At 65.2% G+C, this 20,111-nt stretch carries 15 protein-coding genes; 2 read left to right on the top strand and 13 right to left on the bottom strand.

The genetic code is table 11. From position 1 onward, the window contains the following. Positions 1-37: 37 nt before the first annotated feature. From pstS to CDN36_RS20220, 5 genes are all read right to left on the bottom strand, one after another. A complete protein-coding gene (gene pstS / locus CDN36_RS20240) occupies positions 38-1,072 on the bottom strand; it encodes a phosphate ABC transporter substrate-binding protein PstS (protein ID WP_150556791.1) in 1,035 nt (344 codons plus the stop codon). 564 nt (positions 1,073-1,636) lie between these two features. Continuing rightward, positions 1,637-2,980 carry a phosphoglucosamine mutase gene (gene glmM / locus CDN36_RS20235; RefSeq protein WP_287497720.1) on the bottom strand — a complete coding sequence of 448 codons (1,344 nt, stop codon included), beginning with the start codon at positions 2,978-2,980 and terminating at the stop codon, positions 1,637-1,639. A gap of 199 nt (positions 2,981-3,179) precedes the next feature. Beyond that, positions 3,180-3,959: a dihydropteroate synthase gene (gene folP, locus CDN36_RS20230; protein ID WP_241013987.1), complete on the bottom strand. Its 780-nt coding sequence runs from the start codon at positions 3,957-3,959 to the stop codon at positions 3,180-3,182. A gap of 612 nt (positions 3,960-4,571) precedes the next feature. Continuing rightward, positions 4,572-6,446 carry an ATP-dependent zinc metalloprotease FtsH gene (ftsH, locus tag CDN36_RS20225; protein ID WP_150556788.1) on the bottom strand — a complete coding sequence of 625 codons (1,875 nt, stop codon included), beginning with the start codon at positions 6,444-6,446 and terminating at the stop codon, positions 4,572-4,574. A 119-nt stretch (positions 6,447-6,565) separates the two neighbouring features. Then, positions 6,566-7,216, bottom strand: a complete 651-nt coding sequence (locus tag CDN36_RS20220; RefSeq protein ID WP_150556787.1) for an RlmE family RNA methyltransferase — start codon at positions 7,214-7,216, stop codon at positions 6,566-6,568. A gap of 137 nt (positions 7,217-7,353) precedes the next feature. Between CDN36_RS20220 and yhbY the strand changes: the two genes are divergently transcribed. Further along, positions 7,354-7,854 carry a ribosome assembly RNA-binding protein YhbY gene (yhbY, locus tag CDN36_RS20215; RefSeq protein WP_150556786.1) on the top strand — a complete coding sequence of 167 codons (501 nt, stop codon included), beginning with the start codon at positions 7,354-7,356 and terminating at the stop codon, positions 7,852-7,854. A gap of 135 nt (positions 7,855-7,989) precedes the next feature. Here yhbY and CDN36_RS20210 read toward each other — a convergent pair whose 3' ends face one another. The 8 genes from CDN36_RS20210 to CDN36_RS20175 all read right to left on the bottom strand — a co-directional run bounded on the left by CDN36_RS20210 (position 7,990) and on the right by CDN36_RS20175 (position 18,010). After that, positions 7,990-8,499, bottom strand: a complete 510-nt coding sequence (locus CDN36_RS20210) for a DUF4149 domain-containing protein (protein ID WP_150556785.1) — start codon at positions 8,497-8,499, stop codon at positions 7,990-7,992. After that, a complete protein-coding gene (greA, locus tag CDN36_RS20205) occupies positions 8,483-8,959 on the bottom strand; it encodes a transcription elongation factor GreA (RefSeq protein WP_150556784.1) in 477 nt (158 codons plus the stop codon). Before greA ends, CDN36_RS20210 begins: the two co-directional genes overlap by 17 nt. 270 nt (positions 8,960-9,229) lie before the next feature. Then, positions 9,230-12,487 (bottom strand): carbamoyl-phosphate synthase large subunit, encoded by a 3,258-nt coding sequence (carB, locus tag CDN36_RS20200; protein WP_150556783.1) that lies wholly within the window; start codon positions 12,485-12,487, stop codon positions 9,230-9,232. Positions 12,488-12,505: 18 nt separating this feature from the next. Further along, positions 12,506-13,174, bottom strand: coding sequence for a leucine efflux protein LeuE (gene leuE / locus CDN36_RS20195; RefSeq protein ID WP_150556782.1), 669 nt, complete (start codon positions 13,172-13,174; stop codon positions 12,506-12,508). Between the two features lie 40 nt (positions 13,175-13,214). Beyond that, a complete protein-coding gene (gene carA, locus CDN36_RS20190) occupies positions 13,215-14,354 on the bottom strand; it encodes a glutamine-hydrolyzing carbamoyl-phosphate synthase small subunit (protein ID WP_150556781.1) in 1,140 nt (379 codons plus the stop codon). A 195-nt stretch (positions 14,355-14,549) separates the two neighbouring features. After that, a complete protein-coding gene (locus tag CDN36_RS20185; protein ID WP_150556780.1) occupies positions 14,550-15,311 on the bottom strand; it encodes a FadR/GntR family transcriptional regulator in 762 nt (253 codons plus the stop codon). A gap of 294 nt (positions 15,312-15,605) precedes the next feature. Next, the gene (gene treF, locus CDN36_RS20180) at positions 15,606-17,246 is read right to left on the bottom strand and encodes an alpha,alpha-trehalase TreF (RefSeq protein ID WP_353846874.1); all 1,641 of its coding nucleotides are present in this window, start codon (positions 17,244-17,246) and stop codon (positions 15,606-15,608) included. 2 nt (positions 17,247-17,248) lie between these two features. Then, positions 17,249-18,010: an SDR family NAD(P)-dependent oxidoreductase gene (locus tag CDN36_RS20175; protein ID WP_287497718.1), complete on the bottom strand. Its 762-nt coding sequence runs from the start codon at positions 18,008-18,010 to the stop codon at positions 17,249-17,251. 587 nt (positions 18,011-18,597) lie between these two features. Here CDN36_RS20175 and CDN36_RS20170 point away from each other — a divergent pair. Then, a complete protein-coding gene (locus CDN36_RS20170; protein ID WP_287497717.1) occupies positions 18,598-19,929 on the top strand; it encodes a C4-dicarboxylate transporter DctA in 1,332 nt (443 codons plus the stop codon). The last annotated feature ends 182 nt before the right edge of the window (positions 19,930-20,111 follow it).

Genomic DNA, 20,111 nt, shown 5'->3' with positions numbered 1-20,111 from the left:
CAACGGAGCGGTCCATTGCCCGGTGTCTGCCAGGCGCTTAGATGCCGGCCTTGGCGGCCGAATCGGCGACCTTCGCCTTCCAGCCCGCGCGGATCTGCTTCAGAACGTCTTCCGGCAGCGGAATGTAGTCCAGTTCCTTGGCGGTGTTCACGCCGTTCTTGAACGACCAGTCGAAGAACTTGAGCACGTCGGCGCTTTGCGCTTCCTTGCCGGCATCCGCCTTCTGATGCACCAGCACGAACGTGGCGGCCACGATCGGCCACGAATCGGCGCCCTTCTCGTTGGTCAGGATCTGGTAGAACGACTTCGACCAGTCGGCCTTGCCGGCGGCCGCGGCGAACGTCTTGGCATCGGGCTCGACGGTCTTGCCCTCGGCGTTGGTGAGGGCCGTGTACGTCAGCTTGTTCTGCTTGGCGTAGGCCGACTCGACGTAGCCGATGGCGCCCGGCAGGCGTTGCACGAAGGCCGCGACGCCGTCGTTACCCTTGCCGCCCGTGCCCGTCGGCCAGTTGACCGTGGTGCCTTCGCCGACCTTGCTCTTCCACTCGGCGTTGACCTTCGAGAGGTAGTTCGTGAACACGAAGCTCGTGCCCGAACCGTCGGCGCGGCGAACCACGGCGATATCGGTGTCCGGCAGCTTGAGCTTCGGGTTGAGCTTGGCGATGGCCGGGTCGTTCCACTTCTTGATCTTGCCCAGGTAGATGTCGCCCAGCACTTCGCCCGACAGGACGAGCTCGCCGGCCTTCACGCCCGGCACGTTGATGACCGGCACGATGCCGCCAACGACCGTCGGGAACTGGAACAGGCCCTGCTTGGCCAGTTCTTCATCGGTCAGCGGGGCGTCCGAGCCGGCGAAATCGACCGTCTTGGCCTGAATTTGCTTGATGCCGCCCGAGGAACCGATGCCCTGATAGTTGACCTTGTTCGAGGTCGCCTTCTGATAGGCGTCGGCCCACTTCGTGTAGATGGGAGCGGCAAACGTGCTACCGGCACCGGTAATCTCGCCCGCAATCGCGCCAGCGGCGAACAGAACGCCAGCCAGGCCGGCAATCGCAGTCTTCATCAGCTTCATGGATCTCTCCGAGTTGGTGTGGTACAGCGTGTGGATGGCTCGAAGAATAGAGTTCGAATGTGACAGTAATGTGTCATTTGTGAAAGCTCACCATGCCAATGTCACGAAACCGCCCCGAAAACGTCACAGTGCATGCACGTCGGCACGGGCGCCCGGATTCGACGAAACCCTTTATTGGCGCGGCGCCCGTGGGAGTTTGGGGGGCGTGGGAGAGCGCGATTCGCCATCTTCGGCGTGAATGTCAGGCCGATGACAATGACGCGGCCGTGTCGGAATTTCCCCGACGGCGGCCGTTCGGCTGTCATAAACGGACGGAGCGGGCAGAGGCAGGAGGTGGAAGGCAGGAGGCGGAAGACAGAAGGTGCCTCCCATGCCGGGAAGGATGAGGAGGCGGGAAGTCGCGCAACCGGGCAACGGTTGGCGGTGGCGGCCGTCCGGGCGGCGGCCGCCGGAAGGAAGGCCGCCGGGAGGAAGGGCCGCCGGGAGGATGACCGCTGGAAGGAAGGCGTCTAGAAAACGGGGGGTTGAATGCGCGGCCGGCCCCGCGGACCAGGCCCTGCTACGTCAGGCGGCCGTCTTGACGATGCTGGCCAGTTGCTGCGCGAACGACGTAGTCTGTGCCTCGTCGCGCGCCTCGACCATCACGCGCAGCACCGGCTCGGTGCCCGAGGCGCGGATCAGCACGCGGCCCGTGTCGCCGAGCTTCGCCTCGATCGCCTCGCGCTGCGCCGCCAGGCGCGCGTCGGCCTGCCAGTCATAGCCGGCCGGCGTTCGCACGTTGATCATGTGCTGCGGAAACAGTCGCACGCCGTCGAGCAGTTGGGTGAGCGGCTTGTTGTCCGCACGACGGATGGCGGCGAGCACCTGCAGCGCGGAGATGATGCCGTCGCCGGTGGTGTGCTTGTCCAGGCAGAGAATGTGCCCGGAGCCTTCGGCGCCGAGCTGCCAGCCATGCTTGTGCAGTTGCTCGAGCACGTAGCGGTCGCCCACCTTGGCTCGCACGAAGGGCACGCCAAGGCTCCTGAGCGCCACTTCGACGGCCATGTTGGTCATGAGCGTGCCCACGGCGCCCGGCACGCCGCCGTTGTTCAGCCGGTCCTTGACCAGCAGATACAGCAATTCGTCGCCGTTGTAGAGGCGCCCCGCGCTGTCGACGATCTGCAGACGGTCGGCATCGCCGTCCAGTGCCACGCCCAGGTCCGCGTGATTGGCCCGCACCGCGCGCATGAGCGCGTCGGGCGACGTTGCGCCGCAGTCCTCGTTGATGTTGAAACCATTCGGCTGATTGCCGATGGCGATGACTTCCGCGCCCAGTTCGTGGAAGACGTGCGGGGCGATGTGGTACGCCGCGCCGTTCGCGCAGTCGACGACGATTTTCATGCCGCGCAGATCGAACTCGTTCGGAAACGTGCTCTTGCAGAACTCGATGTAGCGCCCGGCGGCGTCGTCGAGACGGCGCGCCTTGCCGAGCTGCTCCGAGCGCACGCAGACCATCGGGTTGTCGAGCTCGGCCTCGATGGCCAGTTCCGTCGCATCCGGCAGCTTGTTGCCGTCGGCGGAGAAGAACTTGATGCCGTTGTCCTGATACGGGTTGTGCGAGGCGCTGATCACCACGCCGGCCGCCAGGCGCAGCGCGCGGGTCAGATAGGCCACAGCCGGCGTAGGCATGGGGCCGGCCATCATGGTGTCGACGCCCGCGGCGGCAAAGCCCGCTTCGAGCGCGGCTTCGAGCATGTAACCCGAGACTCGCGTGTCCTTGCCGATCAATACCGTCGGGCGGCCCAGCGTCTGGTTGCAAGCCAGTACGCGGCCAGCCGCGTATCCCAGGCGCAGCACGAATTCCGGCGTGATCGGGCCCTGGCCGACCGTACCGCGAATTCCATCGGTACCAAAATAGCGTCGTTTCATCGTTGTTTCGTTCCCAGTTGAAGCGTCGCGAGAGACGACAATCCCTTAGCGCGCGTCCTTCTTTTTCGTCGTGTCTTGCGCCGTCAGGGGCGAAGGCCCTTGGGCGGCGCGCCGCCATTTTCGCCGCGCAGCGTCCCCGTTCGGTCCCCGCCTGACGGACTTGCTCCGTTTCGCCGTGCCGCTGGGCTCACCCGCCAGCTCACCCGGCGTTGCGCACGGCCTGCCATACCTTGAGCGCGTCGACGGTTTCGGCGACGTCATGCACGCGAACGATGGCCGCGCCCTGTTGCGCGGCGCATATCGCTGCGGCCACGCTCGCCGCGCGACGCTGCGTCGGCGTCTCGCGTCCCGTGATCTCGCCTAGCATGCGCTTGCGCGACATCCCCACGAGCAGCGGCAAACCGTCGCGCGAGAGCACCCGAAGGTGTTTGAGCAAGGCGAGATTATGCGCGAGATTCTTCCCGAAGCCGAACCCGGGATCGAGATAAAGACGCTGCGGTGCGACACCGGCCGCGAGCATTGCGTCGACGCGTCCGTCGAGAAACGCCGCGACTTCGGTCACGACGTCGGTATAGATCGGTGCGTCCTGCATCGTCTTGGGGTCGTGCAGCATGTGCATGATGCACAGCGCGGCTTCGCTGTCGCGGACCGCGTCGATGGCGCCCGGCTGCTGAAAGCCCCAAATGTCGTTGATCATGTCGGCGCCCGCGGCGAGCACGGCCCGCATCACGCCGGGCTTGTACGTGTCGACCGAGAGCGGCACGCCGCAATCGCGCAGCGCTTCGACGATCGGCACCACGCGCTCCAGCTCGGCGTCCTCAGGCAGCGCTTCGGCGCCCGGACGGGTCGATTCGCCGCCAATGTCGAGAATGTCCGCACCGTCGGCGATGAGCTGCTCCGCATGGCGCAGGGCGGCGTCGCGGGCGACGAAGCGCCCGCCATCGGAAAACGAGTCGGGGGTCACGTTCAGGATGCCCATGACGTGGACGCGGCGGGCGTCCAGCGCGAAGCGCGGGCCGAGCCGCAACGTGTCGGGCCTGACAGGGCTAGCGGGGGCGTCCGACGGCTCACCGCCGGATGGCGCCCCATCGTCGGCGACCGGGGCCGCCGGCGATAGCGATGCGGTGGTGGGCAATGGCTCTGTGGACATTCGGAAGCTCGTGGTTCGGTAAGTCGGAGTGCGGCCGGAGTGCGGCCGGGACACCAGCAGCGCCAGTGGCGCGGCCCACACGCCCGATCCATACGCGGCCTGGTCTCCGGCGTGGCTCGGTGTATGGCCCGGTGTATGGCCGTAATGTTACCGGAATCGCGCCTCGCATCGACGGCAGAAACACTCGGTAACACCGTGTTTCCTTGATTTCCGGCGCACGCTACGGTTTGCGCCGCGGGGCGCCGCGGGTCGCCGCCCTCCCCCGTCACTTCCCTCACCCATCCTTCACTCCCCCTCTGATGCTATCCCTCGCTCTATCCATCACCCGATCATCGCCCCCGCCCGTTACCCGTTACCCGCTACCCGTTACCTGCCGTTCATCTCGTCCGCCAACATGCAAAAAGGCCGGCAAATGCCGGCCTTTCTGGAGATGGCGACCGCTTAGACGGTTGCCGGGGTGCTGCTGGGCTTGAGCGGCGGATTGCCGCCCGAAGCGCCGCCGCTCGTGGGACCGCTCTTGGGCGGACGCGGCGGACGGCCTTCCATGATGTCGTTGATCTGATCGCCGTCGATCGTCTCCCACTCCATCAGGGCCTGGGTCATCGACTCGACCTTTTCGCGGTTGTCTTCCAGCAGTTTCTTGGCCAGCGCGTACTGCTCGTCCAGGATACGGCGAACTTCCGCATCGACCTTCTGCTGCGTGGCCTCCGAGACCGATTTGGCCGACATGCGGCCAAACACCGAGTCTTGCTCCGTGTCGACGTAGACCATCGGACCCAAGGCGTCCGACATGCCGTAACGGGTCACCATGTCGCGGGCGAGCTTGGTAGCGCGCTCGAAGTCGTTCGACGCACCGGTCGACATCTTGTTGATGAACACCTCTTCGGCCGCACGACCGCCAAACAGAATGGCGATCTGCGTGAGCATCGTGTCGCGATACTCGGAGTACTTGTCGTGTTCCGGCAACTGCATCGTCAGACCAAGCGCCCAGCCGCGCGGGATGATCGTGACCTTGTGCACCGGATCGGCTTCCGGCAGCAGCATGGCGACCACGGCATGGCCCGACTCGTGGTAGGCGGTGGCACGACGCTCCTCGTCGCGCATCACGGCCGACTTGCGCTCCGGCCCCATGAAAATCTTGTCCTTTGCGTCTTCGAAGTCCAGCATTTCGACGATGCGCTTGTTACGGCGCGCCGCGAACAGCGCAGCTTCGTTCACCAGGTTGGCCAGATCGGCGCCCGACATGCCAGGCGTGCCGCGGGCGATGACCGACGCGTCCACGTCGTTGGCGATCGGCACCTTGCGCAGGTGGACCTTCAGGATCTGCTCGCGGCCGCGGATGTCCGGCAGACCGACGTAGACCTGACGGTCGAAGCGGCCCGGACGCAGCAGCGCCTTGTCGAGCACGTCCGAGCGGTTGGTCGCGGCAATCACGATCACGCCCGAGTTGGCTTCGAAGCCGTCCATCTCCACGAGCATCTGGTTCAGCGTCTGTTCACGCTCGTCGTTGCCGCCGCCCATGCCAGCGCCGCGATGGCGGCCCACCGCGTCGATTTCGTCGATGAACACGATACACGGCGACTGCTTCTTCGCGTTCTCGAACATGTCGCGCACACGGGCAGCGCCCACGCCGACGAACATTTCCACGAAGTCCGAACCCGAGATGCTGAAGAACGGCACCTTGGCTTCGCCCGCAATGGCGCGCGCGAGCAGCGTCTTACCGGTTCCCGGCGGGCCGACGAGCAGCACACCGCGCGGAATGCGGCCGCCGAGTTTCTGGAACTTCTGGGGGTCTTTCAGAAAGTCGACCAGTTCGCCGACTTCGTACTTGGCTTCGTCGCAGCCGGCGACGTCGGCGAAGGTGACCGGATTGGCATTCTCGTCGATGAGGCGCGCGCGGGACTTGCCGAAGGAAAAGGCGCCGCCCTTACCCCCGCCCTGCATCTGTCGCATCATGTAGAACCAGAATCCGATGATGAGCAGCGTCGGCCCGAGGTAGTAGAGCGCGGACATGAGCACGTTCGGTTCGTCGTCGGCCTTGCCCGACACCTGAACGCCGTACTTCATGAGGTCGCCGACCATCCAGATGTCACCCGGCGACACAATGGTGTACTTCTGACCGTCGCTGGGCGTGACCTGAAGGTTGCGCCCTTGCACCACCACGTTCTTGATCTTGCCGTTCTTGGCATCGTCCATGAACTGGGAGTACGTCACGCCCTCCTGGACGTGCGGCTTGTCGAACTGTTTAAAAACAGTAAACAAGACTAGCGCGATGACTAACCACACCGCCGCTTTGGAAAACATATTATTGTTCAAAGCGTTGCTCCTTCATGAAATCGCTTCGCGCCAGGAATTCATTCTAATCCACTCGCAGGCGCACCGCCATAGTGATTCTTTACCGCCACCATAGCGCCAGTGCGCCGGTTTGACGGGCATCAAGCCGGATTTTTCAAACCCCGTCCAAGAATGAACGTTTCGGAAGATTTGTCTCGGGACGCCTTCGGCTTGCGCGGCGCCACGGTTTTGAACTGGCGTTTGAATTTTTCGACGATCTGGCTGTAGCCACTGCCGTGAAAACATTTGACCAGCAACGCTCCCTCCGGTTTCAGGTGCCGTTGCGCAAACTCGAGCGCCAGATCGCACAGATGCTCGATTCGCGCGGCGTCGGCCACTGCGACCCCTGACAAGTTGGGGGCCATGTCGGAAAGCACAAGGTCGACTTTGCGCCCCGCCACGATTTCCTCCAGCGCCTCGAGCACGCTGTCCTCGCGAAAGTCGCCCTGCAGGAAGGTCACGTCGGCGATCGGCTCCATCGGCAGGATGTCCATGGCGATGATGGTGCCGTCGATGCCGCCGTCCACGCGCTTGCCGGCCGCCAGCTTGTTGCGCACGTACTGGCTCCAGCTGCCGGGCGTGGCGCCCAGATCGACAACCACCTGTCCGGGCCTGATCAGCCGGTCCTGTTCGTCGATCTCCTTGAGTTTGTATGCGGCGCGGGCGCGATAGCCCTCGCGCTGCGCCATTTTGACGTAGGGATCGTTGATGTGGTCATGCAGCCAGGCGTGGCTGAAACGGTTTTTTGCCATAATTCTTCAAAAGCACTGCATTTTTGCAGGATAATACGCCCTTGCGCGCCTAAAATCCGCGAGCCGGCCCGGTAACTCCGGAATTCCCGGCCGCCGCCCGAGGGCGCATCCTAACTCGTTTGTCTCGTCTGTCTTCTATGCCCGCTTTGACCCTGACCCCGGCGCAACGCGCCGACTTGCGCTCCGCCGCCCATGCGCTGAATCCCGTCGTTCTGATCGGCGCCGACGGCTTGACGCCGGCGGTGCTCAAGGAAATCGACGGCGCCCTGAAGGCCCACGAACTGATCAAGGTGCGTGTATTCGGCGACGAACGCGACACGCGCGTTGCCATCTACGAAACCATTTGCGACCAGCTCGGCGCCGCGCCGGTGCAACACATCGGCAAGCTGCTCGTGCTCTACCGCCCCACCCCGGACGAAGACTCGACGCCCGTTCGTGGCAAGTCCGGCGGCACGGGCGCCACGGTCAAGGGGCGGGCGCCGCGCACGGTCACCGTCGTCAAGAGCAGCCCGCATTCGGGCCGCCGCCCCACCGTCAAGAAGGTCACGGTGGCCGGCAACCAGCGCATGACCGCGGGGGGCATCGTCAAGCGCGCCAAGAAGCGCCAGACCAGCGTGAAGCGCCAGCGCAACGACTGAAGGACGTCGTTCGCCACGTCAGTCTCCGCCGTCACCCCCGCAAAAGAACGCGCCCGGACAATGTCGGGCGCGTTTTTTCATGGACGAGGGAAATCGTGGCGCCCCACCGGGGCCTGCCCCCTCGCCCCGCGGCATTTAGCCGCGCACCGGCTGACGCCAGATGAAAACGACACCGAGCAGGCTCTGCACCAGATAGATGCCGCTCGAAATGCCGTGCAGCATGCCGAAGCGCGCCGCGAAGGCCGACTGACCGATCTCTACGCCCGCCGCTTCGGCCTGCGCGCGCAGATCCGCCATGAACGGCTGCAGGCCGAACCAGCTGACCAGCACGCAGACCACCATGGCCGCCGCCAGCCAGCGCAACACGCGGTAGCCGCGCGCCACGCCGGCGTCGCCCGAGCGCGCGATGAGCGCCGTGGCGAGCCAGACGAGCAGCGCGCCGCACACCAAACTGAGCCACGCCTGCGTGTGAAACAGCCTGCCGGCGACCGTGCCGGCGACCGTGCGAGACTCCAGAACGGCAAAGAGCGTGGGCGCGACGATATAGCCGATTGCCCACTGGCTTCCGCACCAGACGGTGGCGATCAGGCGGAACAATCGTTCCAGCCGGGGCGCGCCGCCGGACGCGTCAGACGTAGCGGACATCGATGATCTCGTACTCGCGCACGCCGCTCGGGGCCTGCACTTCGGCCACATCGCCCGCGTACTTGCCAATGAGCGCACGCGCGATCGGCGAACTCACCGAGATCTTGCCGTGCTCGAGGTCTGCTTCGTCGTCGCCGACGATCTGGTACTGCACCGTGCCGCCGCTCTCGAGGTCTTCGAGTTCGACGGTCGCGGCAAACACCACGCGGCCTTCGGCGTCGAGCGCCGCCGGATCGATGATCTGCGCCGCGGACAGTTTCGACTCGAGCTCGGCAATGCGCCCCTCGATAAAGCCCTGCTTTTCCTTGGCGGCATCGTATTCCGCGTTTTCCGACAGATCACCCTGCGCACGGGCTTCAGCAATCGCAGTGATCACGTTCGGACGTTCGACGGTCTTCAGGCGGTGCAGCTCATCCTTGAGCAGCTCGGCGCCCCGCTTGGTCAGAGGAATGGTACTCATGCGCGTTGTTCCGAAAGACAAAAAAATTGCCGCAGCAAAGCCGCATTCGCACTTTTCGCGAACGCCGCTTGACCGCGGCTGTGACACCTATATGGCGCTAGTGTAGCAGAGTTGCCGGCGCTGCCAACCGGCAGGGTCATCCGGCACCTCCGAGCCCTCGCGCCATTCACAAACGTATTTGGCGCACCTTTGCCGGATCAGTTCCCCGGCGGTGCGCCATCATGCTGCGACGTCGCCCGGCGCGGCGGACCGCCGCCGGGCTGTCGGCCCTCAGGCCGCCGGCGTTCCGGCCGGCAACTGGGCGTGCAGGCTCTGCAGGTCATAGACCTCCAGATTCTGCAGATACTTCAGACCTTCCACGGCGGCGCGGGCGCCCGAGATCGTCGTGTAGTACGTGACCTTGTGTGCCTGCGCCGACATGCGGATCGAGCGCGAATCGGCGATCGCCGTGCGCGTTTCGTCCACGGTCGTGAAGACCAGCGCGATTTCGCCGTTCTTGATCATGTCGACGATATGCGGACGGCCGTCCTTCACCTTGTTGACCACGCGCACCGGGATGCCGGCCGCCTCGATGGCGGCTGCCGTGCCGCGCGTGGCCACGATCGGGTAGCCCAGCGCGTGCAGCATGCGCGCGACTTCGACCGCGCGCGGCTTGTCGGCGTCCTTGACCGTGAGCAGCACCGTGCCCGAGGCCGGCAGACGCGAGCCCGCGGCCAGTTGCGACTTGAAAAGCGCTTCGCCGAACGTGCGGCCTACGCCCATCACCTCGCCGGTCGAGCGCATTTCCGGTCCGAGCACCGGATCGACGCCCGGGAATTTCACGAACGGGAACACCGCCTCCTTGACGCTGTAGTACGGCGGCGTCACTTCGCTCGTCACGTTCTGCGACTTGAGCGACTGGCCGACCATCGCACGCGCGGCGATCTTCGCGAGCTGGCGGCCGGTGGCCTTCGAGACATACGGTACCGTGCGCGAGGCGCGCGGATTCACTTCGAGCACGTAGATCGTGTCCACACCGTTGCCTTGCTGAATCGCGAACTGCACGTTCATCAGGCCGACCACGTTCAGGGCCTTGGCCATCGCGGCCGTCTGGCGCTTGAGTTCGGCGACCGTGTCGGCCGACAGCGAATACGGCGGCAGCGAGCAGGCCGAGTCGCCCGAGTGCACGCCTGCCTGCTCGATATGCTCCATCACGCCGCCGATATAGACGTCGTTGCCATCCGAGATACAGTCGACGTCGCACTCGATCGCGTCGTCGAGGAAGCGATCGAGCAGCACCGGGCTGTCGTTGCTCACCTTGACGGCCTCGCGCATGTAGCGCTCGAGGTCACGCGGCTCGTGCACGATCTCCATGGCGCGCCCGCCCAGCACGTAGGACGGACGCACCACCAGCGGATAGCCGATTTCGGCGGCAAGCACGAGCGCTTCGTCTTCCGTGCGCGCCGTGCGGTTCGGCGGCTGACGCAGGCCGAGGTCCTGCAGCAGCTTCTGGAAGCGCTCGCGGTCTTCGGCCGCGTCGATCATGTCCGGGCTCGTGCCGACGATGGGCACGCCGTTCGCCTCGAGATCGAGGGCGAGCTTGAGCGGCGTCTGGCCGCCGTACTGGACGATCACGCCGACCGGCTTCTCGAGGTCGACGATTTCCAGCACGTCTTCGAGCGTGACGGGCTCGAAATACAGGCGGTCCGACGTGTCATAGTCAGTCGACACGGTCTCCGGGTTGCAGTTGACCATGATGGTCTCGTACCCGTCTTCGCGCAGCGCGAGCGCGGCATGCACGCAGCAGTAGTCGAACTCGATACCCTGGCCGATACGGTTCGGGCCGCCGCCGAGCACCATGATCTTCTTCTTGTCGGTCGGCTTCGCTTCGCACTCCTGCTCGTAGGTCGAGTACATGTAAGCAGTGTTGGTCGCGAATTCGGCGGCGCAGGTATCCACGCGCTTGTAGACCGGGCGAACCTTCTGCGCGATGCGCGCACGGCGCACGGCGGTCTGATCGGTTCCCAGCAGCTTGGCCAGGCGGCGGTCCGAGAAGCCGCTCTGCTTGAGAAAGCGAAGCTCTTCGGTGCTCAGGCTCTCCAGCGTGCGCCCGGCCAGCGCCTTTTCCTTCTTGACGATGGCCTCGATCTGGGCGAGGAACCACGGATCGATGCTCGTCTCGGCGTAGACCTCGTCGAGGCTCATGCCGATGCGGAACGCGTCGCCGACGTACCAGATGCGGTCCGGGCCCGGCTCGCCGATTTCGGCCACGATCTCGTCGCGATCGGTCGACTTCTCGTCCAGGCCGTCCACGCCGACTTCGAGGCCGCGCAAGGCCTTCTGGAACGATTCCTGGAACGTGCGGCCCATGGCCATCACCTCACCGACCGACTTCATCTGCGTGGTCAGGCGGGCGTCGGCTTCGCGGAACTTCTCGAAGGCAAAGCGCGGCACCTTGGTCACCACATAGTCGATGGTCGGCTCGAACGACGCCGGCGTGGCGCCGCCCGTGATCTCGTTGCGCAATTCATCGAGCGTGTAGCCCACGGCCAGCTTGGCGGCGACCTTCGCGATCGGGAAGCCGGTGGCCTTCGAGGCGAGCGCCGACGAGCGCGACACGCGCGGGTTCATTTCGATGACGACCATGCGGCCGTCCTTCGGGTTGATCGAGAACTGGACGTTCGAGCCGCCCGTCTCCACGCCGATCTCGCGCAGCACCGCGAGCGAGGCGTTGCGCAGCAGCTGGTATTCCTTGTCGGTGAGCGTCTGGGCCGGCGCCACGGTGATCGAGTCGCCGGTGTGCACGCCCATCGGGTCGAGGTTTTCGATCGAGCAGACGATGATGCAGTTATCGGCGCGATCGCGCACGACCTCCATCTCGTATTCTTTCCAGCCGAGCAGCGACTCTTCGATGAGCAGTTCGCGCGTGGGCGAGAGGTCCAGGCCGCGCTTGCAGATCTCTTCGAACTCTTCGCGGTTGTAGGCGATGCCGCCGCCCGAGCCGCCGAGCGTGAACGACGGGCGGATCACCATCGGGTAGCCGCTGCCGCCGATTTCCGCGGCGATCTGCGCCTGCACGGCAAGCGCCTCCTCCATCGAATGGGCAATGCCCGACTTGGCCGAACCGAGACCAATCTTGGTCATTGCGTCCTTGAACTTCAGACGGTCTTCGGCCTTGTCGATGGCTTCCGGCGAGGCGCCGATCAGTTCCACCTTGTACTTGTCGAGCACACCGTGGCGATGCAGGTCGAGCGCGCAGTTGAGCGCGGTCTGGCCGCCCATCGTCGGCAGGATGGCATCCGGGCGTTCCTTGGCGATGATGCGCTCGACGACTTCCCAGGTGATCGGCTCGATGTAGGTGACATCGGCCGTATCCGGGTCGGTCATGATCGTGGCCGGGTTGCTGTTGATCAGAATGACCTTGTAGCCTTCCTCGCGCAGCGCCTTGCAGGCCTGTGCGCCCGAATAGTCGAACTCGCATGCCTGACCGATGATGATCGGGCCGGCGCCGATGATGAGGATGCTCTTGATGTCTGTGCGCTTTGGCATAACGTTCTCAACAAAAATTTAACTCAGCGTCGCGGTCGCGAGCTTCACACCGAAGCCGACGAACAGCGCGCCCACGCCGCCGGTTGCCCCGGCGCTCAACCGGCGACGTGCCCGGAAGTGCGCGGCCAGGCGGTAACCGACCAGGATCAGCGTGCTCAGATAAAGGAAACTGAAGGTCTGTACGATCGCGCCGAGCACCGCGAACGAGACGGCCGGATAGGCATAACCCGGGTCGACGAACTGGATGAAGAACGACACGCAGAACAGGATCGCCTTCGGGTTGAGCAGGCTGATGAACAGCGCCCGCCTGAAGGGGTGATCGGCGTCCACGCGCCTGGGCGGCGCGACCGGGGCGCCGGGATTGGCGCGCGCGGCCCGCAGGTTGGCCAGTGCGCCGCGCAGCATGTTCAGCCCCATCCAGCACAGATAGGCCGCCCCGAGGTACTTCACCACGAAGAACAGCGCCGGCTGCGCGTGCAACAGCGACGCCACGCCGGCGGCAGCCAGCGTCATCAGGATGGTGTCGCCGAGGAACACGCCGCATGCACCCGCGTAGCCTTGACGCACGCCGCGCTGCGCCGCGACCGCGAGCACGTAGAGCGAATTCGGCCCCGGCAGCAGGATGACGACGACAACCCCGGCCAGATAGGTCCAGAGGTCGACGATGCCGAGCGAGTGTCCAAGCATGGTGCGCGTTTCCTTGTCCGTATTGCCGTTGCGTCGGGTGTCAGGCCGGCTGCTTCGCGTCGGCCATCGACTGCACGAAGCGGTCGAACAGGTAGCCGATGTCGTGCGGGCCCGGCGAGGCTTCCGGGTGGCCCTGGAAGCAGAACGCCGGACGGTCCGTCATCTCGAAACCCTGCAGCGTGCCGTCAAACAGCGACACATGCGACACGCGCGCGTTGGCGGGCAGGCTGTCGGCGTCCACGGCGAAGCCGTGGTTCTGCGACGTGATCACGACGCGGCCCGTGGCGAGGTCCTTGACCGGATGGTTGGCGCCGTGGTGGCCGGTCTTCATCTTGAGCGTCCTCGCGCCGACGGCCAGGCCCATGATCTGGTGGCCCAGGCAGATGCCGAAGGTCGGAATGCGGCGCTCGAGAAACGTCTTCGTGGCGGCAATGGCGTAATCGCACGGCTCGGGGTCGCCGGGGCCGTTCGAGAGGAACACGCCGTCCGGGTTGAGCGCGAAGACGTCGTCGGCCGAGCTCTGGGCGGGCAGGACCGTGACCTTGCAGCCGCGCTCGGCGAGCATGCGCAGGATGTTGCGCTTGACGCCGTAGTCGAGCGCGACCACGTGGAATTTCGGATCCTTCTGCTCACCGTAGCCTTCGCCGAGGCGCCATTCCGTCTGCGTCCACGAGTACTTTTCCGTAGTCGAGACGACCTTGGCGAGGTCCATGCCGGCCAGGCCCGGAAACGACCGGGCGAGCGAGATGGCCTTCGCTTCGTCGTCGCCGGCGAGAATGCAACCGTTCTGGGCGCCCTTCTCGCGCAGGATACGGGTCAGACGGCGGGTGTCGATACCGGCGATGGCAACCACGCCTTCGTCCTTCAGGTACTGCGACAGGGTCTTGTCGGCGCGGAAGTTCGATTCGAGGATCGGCAGATCCTTGATGATCAGGCCGGCGGCATGGACTTTCGTGGCTTCGACGTCTTCACCGTTGACGCCCGTGTTACCGATGTGCGGATACGTCAGCGTGACGATCTGTTGCGCATAGCTCGGGTCGGTGAGGATTTCCTGATAGCCGGTGATGGCGGTGTTGAAAACGACTTCACCGATGGTGTGACCGGCAGCGCCAATGGCGTACCCACGAAAGACCGTGCCGTCAGCGAGCGCGAGAATGGCGGGTGGGAATGACGGCAGCACGGGAAACTCCTGAAGGGTTCACCCCGGCTGCCAGCCTCATCGTCCGCTAGCGATGACATCAGCGCGGGCACCGGAATTGCGCGGAATATGCGCACAGCGGATGCTCGGGCTGCGGACGAGATGTCGGGCGGGTAGGCGCTAGGGTGAGGGTTAAATGACTAAAACCTTCAAAGTATAGCGCAAATCCCGATCTTCTCAAAGCTGAACGTGTGGGGCACCAGTACGCTCTGCGTTCTCACGAGGGGGGAGGCTGCCGGCGGACGAATACGCAGAGGGGATAGGGAAGTGAATGCCCGCCCGCTGTGCCGCCAGCACGATATGGCGCTCCATTGCACTGCCTGCGGCGGCGCCGTCGCGCCGGCGCAGGGCCTCGAGAATCTCCAGATGTTCATGATAGGTGGAAAGCACGAGTTCGCGCTGGTAGAACGGCAGGCGCTGGCTCTCCATGACGATGTCCGTGCTGCCGCGCAGGATGTCGGCGATCGCGCCGTTGCCGGCCAGTCCGACGATGCGCAGGTGGAAGGCGAAATCGAGCTGGGCGGCGGTGTCGACATCGCCGTCGATGAGCGCGGACCTCATCGTTTCGACGTTATCCGTGAGCCACTCGATCTCCTCGTGGCTGGCGGCGTGGGCGGCCAGACGGGCGGCGAAGCCTTCGAGGGCGTAGCGCAGCTGGTAGGTGTCGGCAAGCGAGATCTGGTCGGCGAAGCGCCAGGCCACGCCGACGCGCGCCGAGGCATCGTTCACGTACACGCCCTTGCCCGGGCGGATTGCGACCATGCCGAGCGCTTCGAGCGTCGATAGCGCTTCGCGCAGCGAGGCGCGGCTGATGGCCAGTTCTTCGGCGAGCTGGCGCTGCGAGGGCAGCATGGCGCCAGCCGGGTAGACCTGGCGTTCGATGCGCTCGCGAATGGTCGCGACGGCAGCGTCGGTGACGGCATGCGCCGAGTGCTTCATGAGGCCTCACTGGAATTGCGGGATACGTATGGCGCATTGTACGACGCCAAATCCCCTCACGCGCCCCGACCTTCCTGCGTCGGGAGAGCCGCCCCGGCCATCGCCGCGCTGGCCTTCCCGCGCGGCCGGCGCGCCGCACGTTGCGCCGCACCGCCGGGGCCGCAATGGCGCGCCTGCCGGTTCACTCCCGCCGGCGCGCCGCCCCTCATTGCGTCTCATTGCGTCTCATTGGGTCTCATGCATCTCACTGCACCTCGCTGCACTTCACGACACCTCGCGGCACTTCGCTCGACTTCACCGGACGTCGCCGCTGCGCGCGGGGCGGCCCGCGGCGGCCACGCGATGGGCGTGGTGGTCCGGATGTTCGCCGAGCAGCCGGCGCACCACGCCGTTGGTCCAGCCGAAGCCGTCCTGCAGCGGATATTCGCCCCCGCCCCCGCCGCTGGCGCACATTGCATCGCTCGTATGTAGCGAATACTTCTCCACGAGCTTGCTCTCGCGGGCGTAGAGCGCGCCGACCGTCGAGAGCCAGCGCTGGGCGATGTCGCTGGCGAGCGCGCCTTGCCCATACCTGCGCAGGCCCCGAATGGCGATCCACTGCAGCGGCGCCCAGCCGTTGGGCGGGTCCCATTGCTGGAGGCTCGACCTTTGCGTCGTGCGCAAGCCGCCCGCCGCCACCATGAACCCGGCTATCGTGCGCGCCGAGCGGCGCGCCTGTTCGGCCGAGGCCAGGCCGACGAAGAGCGGCGCGGCCATGGCGGCCGACAGGGCCGGGCGTTGCTCGCCGCGCTGCCAGTCGTAGTCGACGAAAGCGCCCGGATCGTCGCGCCAGAGGTAGCGCGTCATGGCGTCCCGGCGCGCCTGCGCCCGTCGCGCGAACGCCTGGGCGGCGCCAGCGTCGCCGCCGGCGCCGCTGAGCCGGGCGATGTGAACTTCGGTGGCATACAGGAAGCTGTTCAGGTCGACGGGCAGAATGGCGGTCGTGCGAATCGAGGACAGATCCTTCTCATCGTCAAGCCAGCGCGAGCTGAAGTCCCAGCCCGACTCGGCGCCCGCGCGCAGGTCGCGGTAGACCTCGCCAGCGGCACGTTTGGGGGCGTGGCTGGCGGTATTGACGTCTTCGAGATAGCCCTCCTCGCGCGGCGTATCGCGCTCGTCCCAGTAGCGATTGAGCAGGGCGCCGTCCGGCAGCCTGACCAGATGGGCGTGCGCCTGTCCCGGGGCCAGCGCGTCCTCGCCTTCCATCCAATATTGGTATTCGCGCACCAGATGCGGCAGATAGCGCAGCGCACGCGCCACCCCGTGCGACTCGAACAGTTCCACCATCAGGCCGTACACCGGGGGTTGCGAACGGCTCAGGTAGTAGGTGCGGGTGCCGTTCGGAATGTGACCGTAGGTGTCGATCAGGAACGAGAAATTGTCGGCCATGTTCACGAGCAGATCGTGACGTCCGCTATGCGCGAGGCCGAGCATCGTGAAGTACGAATCCCAGTAATAGAGCTCCTGGAAGCGGCCGCCGGGCACGACATAGGGCTGTGGCAGCGGCAGAAGCGAGCTTTGCGCCGGATGCGCGCGCGGCAGCCGCGTGAGCACGTCCCAGAGCCCGTCGATGTGCTCGACCAGCCCCTGCCCGGGGATCGACACATAGTGGCTGGGCGGGGTGCGCTCCAGCGTGAAATGCGCCGCCACGAAGCGCGAAAGATCGAAGCCGGGCTGCGCCGCCTCCTCGCGGTAGCGGCGCAGCACTTCCTGCGGCGCGCGCGTGGGCACACAGTCCACGAACGTCTTGCTGTCCGGAAAGACGCGCTGCTTCTGGACCGCAACGAACAGTTCCTGATAACGCTCGGCGGGTGAGAGCACGTCCGAGGGGGCTGAGTGGGCGACGTCCGGCGTCATGCCGCCGGCGGCGAGCGTGCGCTGTGCGGCCTGCGTCATCGTCATTGCTCCGCGTAGTTCCAGAGCAGCCCCCCGTCGACGAACAGCGTAGTGCCAGTCACGTAGCTGGCTTCGGGCGATGCGAGAAACAGCACCGCGTTGGCGACTTCGCCGGGCTCGGCGAGGCGTCCGAGAGGAATATTGGCGAGGAGCGCTTCGCGTTGCGCCTTGTTGCCGAGCAGTTGCTGGTTGATCGCCGTGCCGACGGCGCCGGGCGCGACGTTGTTGACCGTGATGCCGAGGGGCGCGAGCTCGATGGCGAGGTTGCGCATCATCATCTTCATGCCGCCCTTGCTGGCGCAGTAGCTCGTGAAGTGCGGAAACGGCAGTTCCTCGTGAACGGAGCTGACGTTGATGATGCGCCCGCCGCGTTCCGTGTCTCGCAGATGGCGCACGAACGCCTGCGTGAGAAAAAACGCGCCTTTGAGATTGACGTTCATCACGAGGTCGTAATCCGCTTCGGTGACGTCGACAAACGGGGCGCGTCTTTCCACGCCGGCATTGTTGACGAGCACGTCGACGCGGCCCATCTTCGCGACTGCCCGCTCGACAATGGCACGGTCGCATTGCGCGTTGCCGACGTCCCCGGCGATCACGCAGCCGTCGCTCCCGGCGGTGCGCACGGCTTCGAGCGTCTGCTGCGCCATGGCGCTGTCCTGGCGATCTTCCACCACGATACGCGCGCCTTGCTGGGCGAGGCGAATGGCAATGGCGCGGCCGATGCCTTGCGCGCTGCCGGTCACCAGCACAACCGTGTCTTTCATTCGCATGGCGCCTCCTGTCGATACGTGCCGAAGGACCGTCACGCACGCGAGGCGGGCGCGGCGGATGCAAATGCGACCCCGGCGCGCAAACCGAAGTTCCGGCGCAACGCGACATGAACGACACCGGTTCCATGACCGGAACCGCATCTCCGGCCCGAAGACGGCATTCCGCCGACGGCCATTTGATGACCCCGTTTGAGCCCCCTCTGCGCCCCCTCTGCGCCCCCTCTGCGCCCCCTCTGCGCCCCCTCTGCGCCCCCTCTGCGGCCCATCTACGGCCCCATCCGCGCCCCATTCGACGCCCCCACTTGACGCCCCACTTGCGGCCCGTCTGCGTCCAATTCCTAGGGAATCCCCTCAGAAGACGCGCCTTGACCCCACCATATTGGCTTTCTAATATTGCCCATAACACCACTGGTCAGACCGGTATGACTTGTTGAAGCAGCCGGAAGTGCAAGGGTGTTGGCGATGTGTTGTTCGAGAAGCCGCCGTACAGAAATCAGCCCCCGAGCGTTGTCCGTCGGACGTAGAGAACGTAGAGATTGCGCAATGCAAGAGAGCGATTGCGCAGGCAGAGGAGACAAACCATGCCCAAGCTGTTCCGTTCGTTGTTTGGCCGAGTCGTCCTAGCGTTGATAGTGGGTGTGGCGCTCGGCATTTGGTTTCCGCAGTTGGCAGAGTCGTTGCGTCCGTTGGGCGATGGCTTCCTGAAGTTGATCAAGATGGTGATTGGCCCGATCGTGTTCTGCGTGGTGGTGAGCGGAATGGCGAGTGCGGGCGATTTGCGCAAGGTGGGCCGCGTGGGTGTGAAGGCCGTCGTGTATTTCGAGATCATCACCACCTTTGCGCTCGTCATTGGCGCGGTATTGGCGTGGGTCACGCGTCCTGGCGAGGGCATGAACATTGACGTTCGCGGCCTCGACCCGAGCGCGATGGCGGCGTACACCGAGAACGCGAAGAGCTTGAAGGATACGGCGGGATTCTTGCTGAAGATCATTCCGAACACCGTGACCGACGCCTTTGCCAAGGGCGACATACTGCAGATTCTCGTGTTCTCCGTGATGTTCGGGTGTGCGTTGGCGGCCATCGGCGAGCGTGGCCGGCCCGTAGCCCGGTTCATCGAAGACCTGAGCCATGTCTTTTTTCGCGTGATGGCGTTCATCATCCGGCTCGCGCCGTTGGGCGTGCTGGGTGCGGTGGCGTTCACCACGGGCAAATACGGCGCGGCGTCGCTCAAGCAATTGGGTTTGCTCGTGCTCGTGTTCTACCTGAGCTGCTTCGTCTTCGTGACCGTGGTGCTCGGCGGGGTGTTGCGCCTGGCGGGCTTCAACATCTTCAAGTTCATCAAGTACTTCCGTGAAGAGCTGTCCATCGTATTGGGCACGGCCTCGTCCGACGCCGTCTTGCCGGCGGTGATGCGCAAGCTCGAATGGCTGGGCATCAGGAAGTCGACGGTCGGTCTGGTGGTGCCCACGGGTTACTCCTTCAACCTCGACGGCTTCTCCATCTACCTGACCCTGGCGGTCATCTTCATTGCACAGGCGACGAACACGCCGCTGTCCACGCACGACCTGATCCTCGTGGTGCTCGTGTCCTTGCTCACGTCCAAGGGCGCGCATGGCATTCCGGGTTCGGCGATCGTGATCCTGGCGGCGACGCTGGCGGCCATTCCGGCGATTCCCGTCATCGGCCTGGTGTTGATCCTGCCGGTAGACTGGTTCGTGGGCATTGCCCGGGCGATTACCAACTTGCTGGGCAACTGCGTGGCGACGCTGGTCGTTGCCGCGTGGGAAAAAGACGTCGACTTTGCGAGGGCGCACAACGTCCTCGACGGCGCCCTGCCCTACGAGCCGATTGCCGTTGCGCACGAAGACGGCGTCGAGACTTCCACGCCGGCCAATGCGACGCTCACGCGTTGAGCACGCCGTGCGAATTGGCATGAACGACTGAAACAACCTTCGGCCGGCGCGGCGCGTCGGCATCCTTATCTGGAGTCAAGAACCACATGGCCCTCGCCCCGCAAGATCCGAACGCACCGGAATTCGTGCGCCGTTACGTCAATCTGGCCGATCCGCGTCTGGGCGCGCAGGCGCTGCAGGCC

Origin of the sequence: Pandoraea sp. CB10b_02, from assembly GCF_002216225.1 — a bacterium.
Classification (GTDB): domain Bacteria; phylum Pseudomonadota; class Gammaproteobacteria; order Burkholderiales; family Burkholderiaceae; genus Pandoraea; species Pandoraea nosoerga.
Note: the sequence above shows the minus strand (reverse complement) of the source record. Positions and strands in the feature narration are given on the sequence as shown.